General features: G+C 71.9%; 8 protein-coding genes. 5 read left to right on the top strand and 3 right to left on the bottom strand.

Annotated features, from left to right (window positions below; translation table 11 throughout):
- Window positions 1-45: 45 nt before the first annotated feature.
- From Val02_RS09635 to Val02_RS09615, 5 genes are all read left to right on the top strand, one after another.
- On the top strand, window positions 46-654 hold the full coding sequence (locus Val02_RS09635) for a DUF1345 domain-containing protein (RefSeq protein WP_239152641.1): 609 nt from the start codon (window positions 46-48) through the stop codon (window positions 652-654).
- Window positions 655-967: 313 nt separating this feature from the next.
- Window positions 968-4,840: a PA14 domain-containing protein gene (locus Val02_RS48165; RefSeq protein WP_203898605.1), complete on the top strand. Its 3,873-nt coding sequence runs from the start codon at window positions 968-970 to the stop codon at window positions 4,838-4,840.
- 46 nt (window positions 4,841-4,886) lie between these two features.
- Window positions 4,887-6,995, top strand: coding sequence for a glycosyltransferase (locus Val02_RS09625; RefSeq protein WP_203898604.1), 2,109 nt, complete (start codon window positions 4,887-4,889; stop codon window positions 6,993-6,995).
- The gene (locus Val02_RS09620; protein ID WP_203898603.1) at window positions 6,995-8,548 is read left to right on the top strand and encodes a glycosyltransferase family 39 protein; all 1,554 of its coding nucleotides are present in this window, start codon (window positions 6,995-6,997) and stop codon (window positions 8,546-8,548) included. The genes Val02_RS09625 and Val02_RS09620 overlap by 1 nt, the downstream gene beginning before the upstream one ends.
- Window positions 8,545-8,955, top strand: a complete 411-nt coding sequence (locus tag Val02_RS09615) for a GtrA family protein (RefSeq protein ID WP_203898602.1) — start codon at window positions 8,545-8,547, stop codon at window positions 8,953-8,955. The genes Val02_RS09620 and Val02_RS09615 overlap by 4 nt, the downstream gene beginning before the upstream one ends.
- A gap of 8 nt (window positions 8,956-8,963) precedes the next feature.
- On the opposite strand, the gene Val02_RS09610 is transcribed toward Val02_RS09615, so the two are convergent.
- The 3 genes from Val02_RS09610 to Val02_RS09600 all read right to left on the bottom strand — a co-directional run bounded on the left by Val02_RS09610 (window position 8,964) and on the right by Val02_RS09600 (window position 12,231).
- Window positions 8,964-9,116: a hypothetical protein gene (locus Val02_RS09610; RefSeq protein WP_203898601.1), complete on the bottom strand. Its 153-nt coding sequence runs from the start codon at window positions 9,114-9,116 to the stop codon at window positions 8,964-8,966.
- 2 nt (window positions 9,117-9,118) lie between these two features.
- Entirely contained in the window at window positions 9,119-9,772 is a 654-nt protein-coding gene (locus tag Val02_RS09605; protein ID WP_203898600.1) for a DUF3455 domain-containing protein, read from the bottom strand.
- A gap of 137 nt (window positions 9,773-9,909) precedes the next feature.
- Window positions 9,910-12,231, bottom strand: coding sequence for a M64 family metallopeptidase (locus Val02_RS09600; RefSeq protein ID WP_203898599.1), 2,322 nt, complete (start codon window positions 12,229-12,231; stop codon window positions 9,910-9,912).
- Window positions 12,232-12,255 lie beyond the last annotated feature (24 nt).

Raw genomic sequence — 12,255 nt, 5'->3', positions numbered from 1 at the left:
TCAATGGCACCGGCATCCACCGGACGGCTGTTGTCGGTACGGCGCGTGTCGCTGTCTCTGGTCGCCGGCATCGCGGCTGCGGCGGTAGCCGCGGTGCTCGGCGCGCCGGAACTGAGCGTCCTGCTGGGCTGGATCGTCGGCGTCGGCCTGATCCTCGTCGGGGTGTGGCGCATCAGCTGGCCGCAGGGCCCGGAGGGGACCAAACGGCTGGCCGAGGCGGAGAGCCGGTCGCGCTCGACCGACTCCGCCGTGCTGATCGCCTGCGTGGTCAGCCTGGCCGCGGTGGCCGAGGCGCTCGTGCGATCCTCCGGTGGCCAGGACGCCGTCGCGGTGGCCGCCGTCATCTCCAGCGTCGTCGCGGTCATCCTGGCCTGGGCGCTGGTCAACACGGTGTTCGCGCTCAAGTACGCCCGGATGTACTACCGCGACACCGACGGCGGCATCGACTTCAAGCAACAGGCCCTGCCACGCTACAGCGACTTCGCCTACATGGCGTTCACCGTCGGCATGGCGTTCGGCGTCACCGAGACCGAACCCACGCTCAGCGACATCCGTCGGGTGGCGCTCGGACACGCCCTGCTCTCCTACGTGTTCGGTACCGGCGTCGTCGCTGTCGCGATCAACCTCGTCACGAATCTCGGGCAGCAGTCCTGACGGGTCGGTGCGCCGACAGAACCGCGCGCCGCACCGTGGCGCGTGCGCAGTGTCACCGAACCGACAGGTAGCTCGCCATTCTCCGTTCGACTCCAGGGCAATTCCGGCGCGAATTGTGTCACCGCCGTAACGGGACCTGATTCACCGAAACAATTGTCGCCGGCACCCGATACAGGGAATTTCTCGTCCCGCTATTTCCGTCTCACGGCACACCCGCACGCTTTTCTGCGGGGAGGCGCGAACGGCGAGACGGACGGAGTTCCAGGGGATGCAGAATGACGGGCCGTTACCCGGCTCCCACGCGCCTGGGCGAGTGCGCCGGATACACACCTGGTGGACGCTGGGGGTGCTGGTCGCCGTGGCCGTGCTGAGCGCTCCGTTCCCGGTGTCGGCGGCGCCACCGGCCGGGTTCTCCAGCGAACTCGTCGTCGGCTCCGGCCTGGACGGCCCGTCGGGTTTCGAGATCGCGCCGGACGGCCGGATCTTCATCCTGCAACGCGACGGGAAGGTGCGCGTCCTCAAGGAGGGTGTGCTCCTGCCCGATCTCTTCGCGGACCTGCCCTCGGAGGCCTCCGGCGACCGGGGCATGATCGGCATCGCGTTCCACCCGGACTTCGGGGTCGCCAACCACTGGGTGTACTTCTACTACACCGGCGTCGACCTGCTGAACCACCTGGTGCGCTTCGACGCCTCGGGCGACGTGGGCACCAACGGGCCGCTGGAGATCTTCCGGACCCGTTCGCCGTCCCAGTTGCTGCACGTCGGCGGGAGCATCCGGTTCGGGCCGGACGGGAAGCTGTATTTCGCCGTGGGCGACAACGGCTACCCGCCGAACGCCCAGGACCTGTCCAACCCGCACGGCAAGATCCTGCGGATCAACGACGACGGCAGCGTGCCGCCGGACAACCCGTTCGCCGGCCAGCCGGGCAAGGTGGGCGCGATCTGGGCGTACGGCTTCCGCAACCCGTGGCGGTTCCAGTTCGACAGCGAGACCGGACGGCTCTACGGCGGTGACGTCGGCGACTTCACCTGGGAGGAACTCAACCTCATCGGCAAGGGCGGCAACTACGGCTGGCCCGTGCACGAGGGGTACTGCACCGGCGGCTGCGCCGGGTTCGTCGACCCGATCCACGCCTACAACCACGACGGCGGCAGCGGGGCGGTGACCGCCGGGCCGGTCTACCGGGCCGACCACTTCCCCGCCGAGTACCGCGGCAACCTCTTCTTCGGCGACTACTCGCGCGGCTTCATCAAGCGGGCCGAACTGGACGCGGCCGGGCACGTCACGGCGGTGCACGACGTCGACACCGAGGCCGGCAGCGTGGTGGACCTGAAGGTGGCCCCGGACGGCTCGATGTACTACCTGACCTACTTCCCCGGCCGGCTCTACCGGCTGTCGCACAACGCCGGCAACCCGGCCCCGCGCGCGGTGGCGCACGCCGACGCGACCGGCGGGCAGGCGCCGCTGCAGGTGAGCTTCGACAGCGACGGCAGCAGCGACCCGAACGGCGACCCGCTGACCTACCGGTGGCGCTTCAGCGACGGGACGGAGAGCACCGAAGCGGACCCGACGAAGGTGTTCACCGCCGTCGGCGTGTACACGGCGACGCTGAGCGTCTCCGACGGCACGCACACGGCGCAGGCGCCGCCGCTGGTGGTCCAGGTCGGGATCCCGCCGACACTCACCGTGGCGAGCCCGACGGCGGAACAGGTCTACCGGGCCGGCGAGACGATCACGTACAACATCTTCGGCACCGACGCGGCCGGGTTCGACGTGAGCGACGCGAACCTCACGACCGAGGTGTTCCTGCACCACAACACGCACGTGCACCCGTTCCTGGGGCCGCTGCGCGGGCGGGCCGGCAGCTTCACCATCCCGACGACGGGCGAGGCGTCCGCCGACACGTGGCACGAGCTGCGGTTCACCGTGCGTGACGCGGCGGGGCTGACGACGACCCGTTCGATCGCGATCCGCCCGCACACCGTCAACCTGACGCTCGCGACGTCGCCGCCCGGCCTCGGCCTGCAGCTCGACGGCGTGCCGGTCGCGGCGCCGACGACGGTCGCCGGGGTCACCGGGTTCCAGCGCGAGGTCTCGGCGCCGCCGACGGCGACCGCGGCCGACGGCACCGTGTACCACTTCACCGGCTGGTCGGACGGCGGCGCGATCCGGCACTTCACGACCACCCCGGAGACCGACGCGACGCTGGTCGCGACCTACGCGCCGTCGGCGCCGTTCCGGGCCGAGTACTTCGACAACCAACTTCTCGCGGGAACGCCCGTGCTGGTCCGCGACGAGCCGGTGATCAACAACGTCTGGTCGGTAGCCTCCCCCGGCCCGGGCGTGCCGGCGGACCACTTCTCGGTGCGCTGGAGCAAGCGCGAGTACTTCGCCGGGGGCCGCTACCGGTTCACGACGGCGGCGGACGACGGCGTGCGGCTGTATCTGGACGGGCAGTTGGTCATCGACCGGTGGGTCGACCAGGGGCCGACCGCCTACCAGTACGTGGCCGACCTCGCCTCGGGTGAGCACGAGGTGCGGATGGAGTTCTACGACAACCTGGTGGACGCGACGGCGAAGCTGAGCTGGGAGACCACCCCGGACCAGCCGCGCGAGGTGTACCTGGCGCAGTACTGGAACACCCCCGGGGCCGGCACCGCGCCGACGATCCCGACCACGGCACCCGCCCTGGCCCGGGACGAACCGGCCGTCGAGCACGATTGGGGCGACGGTTCCCCCGGCGGGGCGGTCGGCGCCGACCACTTCGTCGCCCGGTGGACCCGCTCGGTGACGCTGACCTCCGGCTACTACGACTTCACGGCCACGTCCGACGACGGGGTGCGGCTGTTCGTCGACGGGCAGAAGCTGATCGACCGCTGGGTCGACCGCGGCACGGAGACCGACACGGTGCGCGTCCCGCTGGCGACCGGCGCCCACACGATCGTGCTCGAGTACTACGAGAACGCCGCCTCCGCGCTGGCGCGGTTCAGCTATACGAAGGCGGGCGACCTGCCGCCGGCGCCGGACTGGACGGCCCAGTACTGGAACACGCCCGGCGTCGGCAGCGCACCCGCGATGCCCACCCGCGCACCGGACCTGACCCGGGCCGAGGCCGCCATCGACCACGACTTCGGCGCGGGCTCCCCGGCACCCGGCATCGGCGCGGACCGGTTCGTGGCGCGGTGGAGCCGGGTGGAGGTGCTGCCGGCCGGGCTGTACCGCTTCGCCGGTGCCGCCGACGACGGCGTGCGCGTGTTCGTCGACGGCGAACCGGTCGTCGACCTGTGGCGCGACCAGAACGAGGAGTTCAGCGCCGAGAAGCTGTTGACCGGCGGCACGCACACGATCGTCGTCGAGTACTACGAGGGGCTGGCGACGGCGCAGGCCCGCCTCACGTACACCCGGATCGGCGACCTGACCGCACCGCCGGGCTGGGACGCGGAGTACTTCGCCACCCCGGACCTGACGGGCACGCCGGTGACCGGGCAGGACCCGGCGGTCGACTTCGACTGGGGCACCGGCCGCCCGCTGCCGGGCATCCCGGTCGACGGCTGGTCGGCGCGCTGGACCCGGGCGGACCGGCTGCCCGCCGGGACGTACACGTTCACCGTGACGGCCGACGACGGGTTCCGGCTGTACGTGGACGGGGTGCCGGTGCTGGAACGGTGGCAGGACCAGCCGCCGACGACGTTCACGGTGAGCCGCGCGCTGGCCGAGGGCACGCACGTGATCACCCTGGAGTACTACGACGCGGGCGGTGGCGCGCTGGCCCGGCTCGGCTACGTCAAGACGGCCGACCCGCCGGCGCCGATGGCGTTCCAGGCGCAGTACCACGACAACCCGGACCTCGCCGGCGAGCCCGTCGTGACCCGGCCGGACTCGGCGGTGGACTTCGACTGGGGCACCGGCTCCCCGGCCGACGGTGTGCCCGCCGACAACTTCTCGGTGCGCTGGACGCGCCACGAACATCTGGAGCCGGGCAGCTACCTGATCACCGTCACGGCGGACGACGGGATCCGGGTGCGGCTGGACGGTCAGATAGTTCTCGATCAATGGCGGGACCAGCCGCCCACGACGGTGAGCGTCACCGTGAACGTCACCGGAGATCCGCACCATCTCCTGACGGTCGAATATTACGAGAAAGGCGGCGGGGCATTGGCCCGCTGCACCGTCACCCCCGCGTAGATCCCGCATTTCAGATATTGCCGAAGGGGCAAGGAGTCCACGCGCGATGACGTCATTCGAAGTCTCCATCATTATTCCGTGCCGGCACGAGGAGGAAAACGTCGGGCCGCTGATCGCGGAAATCGGCAGGGCGCTCCCGGATATCCCGTTCGAACTGATATTCGTCGACGACAGCGACAACGACGCGACGGTCGACGCGATCACCGTGGCGGTCGGCGTGCTCGGCCGGCCCGACGTGCGGGTCAAGGTGTTCCACCGGACCGGTCGCGAACGGGTCGGCGGCCTCTCCGGTGCGGTCCTGGACGGCTTCCGGCGGGCGAGCGCGGCGCAGGCCGTGGTCATGGACGCCGATCTCCAGCATCCGCCCGAACTCCTGCCCGAGGTGCTCGCCGCCCTGGCGGACACCGACCTGGTGATGGCGAGCCGGTACGCGCCGGGCGGCAGCAGCGCCGGCCTCGACGGCCCGCTGCGGCGGCTGGTCTCCACCGGCTCGACCTGGCTCGCCAAGGCCACGTTCCCGATGGCGCTGCGCGGCGTCACCGACCCGATGACGGGCTTCTTCGGCCTGCGGCTGGACCGGGTCGACCCGGATCGGATGCGCCCCACCGGGTTCAAGATCCTGTTCGAGATCCTGGCGCGGCATCCCCGGATCGGCCGCGCGGAGGTGCCGCTGGCGTTCGGCGAACGGCATGCCGGCGAGAGCAAGGGCGATCTGCGGCAGGGCCTGGCGTACCTGCGCCAGCTGCCACGGCTGCGACTGGTGGGCTGGTTCGCCGGGCGGTACTCGCGTTGGGCGCTCGGCGCCGTCGTCATGTCGGCCGTCGTCGCGGCCCTCGTCGGGTCACCGCTGTCCGGCGGTGCGCTGCTCGCCGCGGGGCTGACCCTGATCGCGGCGTTCAACACGACGGTCGGCACGCTGGAGGCGCGCTGGCGGCTGTACGGCTGGCGCACCCCGGAGGCAGTGGACCAGATGCGCTGGCCCGCTCCCCCGCCGGGCAGCCCGCGCGAGCCGTTCTCGGTGATCGTGCCGGCGCTGCACGAGGCTACCGTGATCGGCGGCACCCTGCGCCGGCTGCTCGCCCAGGACCACCCGGACTTCGAGGTGCTGGTGTCGTTGTGCGACGGCGACGACGACACGATCGCCGAGGTCGAACGCGTCCGCGCCGAGGCCGACCCGCACGGCCGGATCCGCACGGTGGTGCGGCACTACCCGCGTTCGAACAAGCCGCGCCAGCTCAACGCCGCGCTCGCCGAGTGCCGGGGCAGCGTGGTCGGCGTGGTCGACGCGGAGGACGACGTGGCCCCGGGGCTGCTGACCCGCGTCGACGCGCTGCTGCGCCACACCGGCGCGGACGTGGTCCAGGGCGGCGTGCAGCTGATGACCCTCGGCCGGCGCTTCGGCGACTGGTTCAAGGTGCACAACGTGCTGGAGTACTTCTTCTGGTTCACCAGCCGGATGTTCTACCAGGTGAAGTGGGGGTTCGTGCCGCTGGGCGGGAACACCGTGTTCATCCGGCGGGAGCTGATGATCCGGGCCGGCGGCTGGCCGGACAACCTGACCGAGGACTGCGCGCTCGGCGTGCTGCTGTGCACCCGCTACGGCGCGAAGGTCGTGGCCGCCTACGAGCCGGAGCTGGTCACCCGGGAGGAGGTGCCGGAGACGATCCACGACCGGGCGCGCGGGTCGTTGTTCTGGCAGCGGGTCCGGTGGAACCAGGGCTTCCTCAGCATCCTGCTGCAGGGCCACTGGCTCGGGCTGCCGACGGCACGCCAGCGCTTCCTCGCCGGGTACATCCTGGCGACGCCTTTCCTGCAGGCGTTCTCGGCGCTGCTGCTGCCGCTGGCCGTCGCGACGATCTTCTCGCTGAAGGTGCCGGTCGGCGTGGCGATGCTGATGTTCACGCCGTTCCTGCCGATCCTGGTGACGCTGGCGACGCAGGTGATCGGGCTGCACGAGTTCGCCCGGGCGTACCGGCAGAAGGCGTTGCTGCGGCACTACGTGTTCCTCCTCGCCGGCGCGGCCGTGTACCAGTGGGTGCTCATGGCGGCGGCGTTCTGGGCGGTGTGGCAGCACATCGACGGCAACACGCACTGGTACAAGACGACGCACGGCGGCTTCCACCGCGAGCCCGTGCCGGCGCTCGAGGCCGCCTGATGGCCGCGGGTGTCCTGGAGATCGAGCGCAGCGCCGTCCACGTCGTCGAGGTCGCGCCGGACCGGCCGTCGCGCCGGACCCGGCTGCGGCAACGGTGGCGCGCGCACCGCACCGACCTGGCGGTCCTGCTGCCGCTGCTGCTCGTCACGGCGGCGGTCAACGCGTGGAACCTGCAGGGCTGGCCGGGCCGGGTCAACGACGACGAGGCGACCTATGTGGCGCAGGCGTGGGCGATGGTCGCGCACGGCGAACTGGCGCACTACACGTACTGGTACGACCATCCGTTCCTCGGCTGGGCGGTGATCGCCGGGTACGCCTGGCTCACCGACGGCTTCGACCGCGTGCCCAGCGCGGTGATGGTCGGTCGGGAGGCCATGCTCGTCACGACGGTGGTCAGCGCGGCGCTGCTGTACGCGCTGGCCCGCCGGCTGCGGTTCGCGCCCGGGTGGGCGGCGTTGGCGGTCGCGGTCTTCGCGCTCAGCCCGCTGGCGGTGCACTACCACCGGATGGTGTTCCTGGACAATCTCGCCACGATGTGGATGCTGGCCGCGCTGGTGGCGGCCGCCTCGCCGCGCCGCAGCATCGCGGCGGCCCTGTGGGCGGCGGTGTGGTGCGCGGTGGCGGCGCTGACCAAGGAGACCATCGTCATCCTGCTGCCGGCGCTGCTGTGGCTGCTGGTCCGGCACACGCACCGCCGGACCCGGCTGTGGAGCCTCGGCGTGTTCGGCGTGACGCTGGTGTCGCTGGTGGCCTCGTACCCGGTCTTCGCGCTGCTGAAGAACGAACTGCTGCCCGGCGAGGGGCACGTGAGCCTGAGCTGGGCGCTGTGGTGGCAGCTGTTCGGGCGCTCCGGCAGCGGCAGCCTGCTCGACCCGGACAGCGGCGCGTTCAGCCTCGCGATGTCGTGGGTGAACCTCGACCCGTGGCTGCTGCTCGGCGGCGTGCTGCTGCTGATCCCGGGGTTCTGCGTGGCGCGGCTGCGGCCGGTCGCGCTGGCGCTGGCGATCCAGGTGGTGATGATGTGCCGCGGCGGATACCTACCCTTCGCGTACGTCATCGCGTTGCTGCCGTTCGCGGCGCTGCTCATCGGCGGGGTCGCCGACGCGCTGTGGCGGGTGCGCGGGAAGGCCCGTCCGGTGGCGGCCGCGGTGCTCGTGGCGGCCCTGCTGGCGTTCGCGGCGGTCGGGGTGCCGCACTGGGTGCGCGACCTGCGCGCACAGTCCACTGTGGAGGGTGACGCGAACTCCCGCGCGGCGACGCGGTGGGTGCTGGACAACGTTCCGCGCGACGCCGTGGTGGTGACCGACGACTACATCTGGATGGACCTGCGACTGGCCGGCTACGAGAAGGTCGTCTGGCTGTGGAAGGTGGACACCGACCCGGAGGTGATGACGGAACTCCTGCCGGACGGGGCGGCCAGCGTGCGGTACGTGGTGATGGCCGACCAGGCGGCGAGCACGCTCGCGTCGCTGCCGACGCTGGACGCGGCCGTGCGCACGTCGACCGAGGTGACCCGGTTCGGTGACGTGGTGATCCGCCGGGTCACGCCGTGAACCGCGACGGCGGCCTGCTGCGACTGCTGGGCTTCGCCGCCGCCGGCGCCTCCGGGGTCCTGCCCAACCTGGCCGTCACGTGGCTGCTGGTCGAGGTCGCCGGCGTGCACTACCTCGTGGCGGCGGTGGCGGCGACGCAGGCCGCCATCGCGTGGAACTTCGCGCTGGTGGACCTGCTGGTGTTCCGGCGCCGGCGGGGTCGGCGGCTGGCGGCGCGGCTGGGCCGGTTCCTGCTGGTGAACAACGCCGATCTGGCGCTGCGGCTGCCGGCGCTGGCGGTGCTCGTCGGCTGGTGCGGCGTGGACGAACTGGTGGCGACCGCGGTCACCATCGCGGTGGCGTTCCTGGCGCGGTTCCTGGTGGTGGACCGGATCGTCTATGTGCCACCGGCGATCGAGGCGGCGTGAACGTCCACTCAGGACGGGTCGCGGCGGCCGGTCCACCACGGGACGAGCAGGCGGCCCACCCTGCCCACCGGGGTGGCCGCGCGCACCGACGGCTGCGGTGCGCCGGAGCGCAGCGGCCCGCCGACCGAGGCGTCGCGTGGCAGGGCGCAGGAGGTCGTCATCGTCACCTGCCCGGGTTCATGGGGGTCCAGAACACGTAGTCGGCCGAGTAGCGCACCGCCCGGGTGGTGTCGAACCCGGAGACGCACGGCGTGCCGGGCGGTGCGCCGCCCGACGTGTTCAGCACGCTGACGAAGGCCACGGCGGCGAGTTCCCCGTCGGCGACGACGTCGTGGTGCTCGGAGACGTTCAGCAGCAGCCAGGGCCGGCCACCGGGACCGGTCGCGCGGGAGGCCGGCGCCGGCGAGGCGATGATCGTGGAGCCGTCCCGCTCGGACGTCCACTGTGGACCCTCGGTGTGCCGGAGGGTCGACGTGCCGTCGAGGCTGTGCAGGGTGGCCTCGGGCGTGGGGCTGGCCGACCAGGCGCCGTCGGTGCAGGTGTAGGTCAGGGTGCCGTCGCTGACCTGGTACACGGCGCCGATCCGGAACCCGGCGCCGGGCTGCGGCGCGTCGTCGGGCAGGCGGTAGCCCTCGGTGGCCGGCGTGTCGTCGGCGACGGCGAACGACCCCGCCCCGACCGCCGCCGCGGCCGTGAACGCCGCGAGCCCCGTCATGAACCGGAAGCGCCGCCGCAGCCAGCCCGGCTGTCGGCGGCGCCGGTGCGCCCCACCCCGGGGACGCCTGACAACCAGCCCCACGGGTTCACGGAGAGTCATTCGTCAACGATAGAGGCGCCATCGACATTACCCGTTGTATTTCACGTTGTCTTCAGAAAAGCCTAAGGGGATGGCCGATCGGGCAAACTCGCAAGGTGAGACGGCCGTCGCACGGCGTTCACCCGACCGGCCAACCTCTACAGAGCGTTACATTGTCCCGACCCGGAACCGCGCACGTCGTTGTCCGCCCCGTAGTCCGCCACCGCCCCGTTGCCGCCGCACGCCACCGCGCCGACGATGCGGTTGCCGGCGAGGATGACGCCACGGCCGGCGTTGCCGGACAGCGCGACGGCTCCGGTGACCGTCGTGCCGGCCACGGTCACGTCGCCGGTCGTGCCGGTGACGGCCACGGCGCCGGTGACGTTCGCGCCGAGCAGCTGGACCGAGGCGGCCCGGTCGGCGGTGAGCCGTCCGGTGATCACGCTGTCCTTGACCACCAGCGACGCGCCGGGGCGCACCGTGACGGTGCCGGCGATCCGGGCGTTCGACAGACAGGTGACCCCGGTGGCGGCGACGACGCTGCCGGCCCGGACCCCGGTGACCGTCGTCGTGCACGCGGGCGACGAGCCCGGCAGCACCGTCGCGGTGAACGACCCCGCCGCACCGATGTTGCCCGCGGCGTCGATCGCCCGGTGCTCCACGGTGTGCGTCCCGTAGCCCGGCTCGGTCGGCTCGAAGACGGCCTTGGAGAGCCCGCCGGAGCCGAGGTTGCCGTACACCAGCGACTTGATGACGGTGCCCTTCGGCGTGAAGTGGAACGGCGTCCCGGCCGGCGCGTCCGGCCAGCCGAAGTAGTTGAACCACCCGTCGCGGTCCAGCCGGAACTCCCCGACGACGAAGCCCGGCCGGTCGTCGGCGGGCGCCAGCGCCATGTCGAACTCCTCGAAGTACACGTTGCTCCCGCCGACCGTGCGGGTCAGCGGCGCGGAGAGCGTGGCCGGCGCCGCCGGCAGAACGTTGTCGACCGTCCACTCCCGACTGTCGGACAGGCCGGGCCGCGTGGCGTCGGTGACGGTGGCGCTGAGCCGGTGCGTGCCGGCCGACAGCGACAGCGCGCCGAGGTCGAGGTTGCGGCTGTTGCGCGGGTTGGGCACCACGGCGCCGTCGAGCCGCCAGGTGACGTCGAGGATCGAGTTGCGCGGGTGCGTGGTCTCCACGTAGACGACATCCTTGCCGCCGACGGCGCGTTCGGTGGTCTGCGTGGCGGCGGTGATGCTCACCGGCACGGCCGGCCCGGTGATCGGCGTGGCGCCGACGGTCCACGACCGGGTCTGGGTCAGCGCCGCCCCACCACGCACCGCCGGGTCACGCACATACGCGGTCGGGTCGGTCACGGTGACGGAAACGCTGTCGCCGGGCCGGACCCCGAAGGACGGGAGGGAGAAGGAGTGGGAGTCGGAGCGGGCCACACCGTTGACCGACCAGCTCACGGAGAGCTGGTGATAGGCGGGGTGGCCGGTTTCGACCCACAGGACGTCCGTCGTGCCGACCGGGGAGGAGTTCGGCGACGAGGTCAGAGCCATGGCGTCGGTGTCGCGCCGGCCGCTGATCCGCTGCGTCATGATCTCGCGGGACACCTGGTCGAACGGGAACCCGAGCCAGCGCATCATCGAGTGCTGGCTGGGCCGCCACACGCCGGACTGCGCGTACATGCCGCTCTCGTAGCGCCCGATGGTGCCGCCGGACTCGCTCTCCTCGCCGAGCCAGCGCCACCACTTGGCCTGCTGGGCCCGCATCTGCGCCTCGGTCAGCAGGGTGTGGTGGCGCGAGGAGGGTTCGCCGCCGGTGTAGGGCGGGCCGGGGGTCGGGCGGTCCGAGTACGGGTACTCGTCCTGCAGCAGGCCGAGCGAGTGGCCCAGCTCGTGCGGGGTGATCAGCGGGCCCTGCGGCGCGCCGCCGGAGGTGGTGGCGTTCGTGCCGCCGATGCCGCCGTAGGTGTCGGTGTTGGCCACGGCGAGGACCTGCCGGTTGACCGCGGTGACGCCGAGCGGCGCCACGAGCTGTTGCAGGTAGCGGTTGAGGGCGGTGTTGCCGTAGTTCTGGAACGTGATGCCGCGCGCCAGCGGGTTGGTGCAGCCGTCGGCGTAGTGCAGGCCCAGCGGGGTGATGCGGTTCGGGTCCGGCGGGTCGTCGTCGGGGTCGCAGCGGATGCCGGACTGCCCGGAGACGATCTCGATCCGGTAGACGTTGAAGTACGAGCGGTAGCTGCGGAACGGCTCCATGCTCCACAGCACGTTCATGTGCCGGTCCACGTCGGCGCGGAACTTCTCCTGCTCCGAAGCGGTGTATCCGTCCCCGAGGACGACGAGGTTGAGCCGCTGCGCGGCCGGGCCGGTGACCTGGAGGGGCGTCAGCGTGGCGCTGCCCACGTCGGGCTCCGCCGCGCCGGCCCGGATGGGGGCCGCCAGCAGGGCACCGGCCATTACCGTTGCGGTGAATACCGCGATCCTGCTCCGCATGCCGGCAGGCTAACGACGATGTTC

Origin of the sequence: Virgisporangium aliadipatigenens (assembly GCF_016863615.1) — a bacterium.
GTDB lineage: Bacteria > Actinomycetota > Actinomycetes > Mycobacteriales > Micromonosporaceae > Virgisporangium > Virgisporangium aliadipatigenens.
Note: the sequence above shows the minus strand (reverse complement) of the source record. Positions and strands in the feature narration are given on the sequence as shown.

What these genes read in the sequence shown, in the direction of transcription:
- Val02_RS09605 (WP_203898600.1), bottom strand. Translation starts at nt 9,772, where the DNA reads ATGACTCTCCGTGAACCCGTGGGGCTGGTTGTCAGGCGTCCCCGGGGT.
- Val02_RS09600 (WP_203898599.1), bottom strand. Translation starts at nt 12,231, where the DNA reads ATGCGGAGCAGGATCGCGGTATTCACCGCAACGGTAATGGCCGGTGCC.
- Val02_RS09610 (WP_203898601.1), bottom strand. Translation starts at nt 9,116, where the DNA reads ATGACGACCTCCTGCGCCCTGCCACGCGACGCCTCGGTCGGCGGGCCG.
- Val02_RS09620 (WP_203898603.1), top strand. Translation starts at nt 6,995, where the DNA reads ATGGCCGCGGGTGTCCTGGAGATCGAGCGCAGCGCCGTCCACGTCGTC.
- Val02_RS09625 (WP_203898604.1), top strand. Translation starts at nt 4,887, where the DNA reads ATGACGTCATTCGAAGTCTCCATCATTATTCCGTGCCGGCACGAGGAG.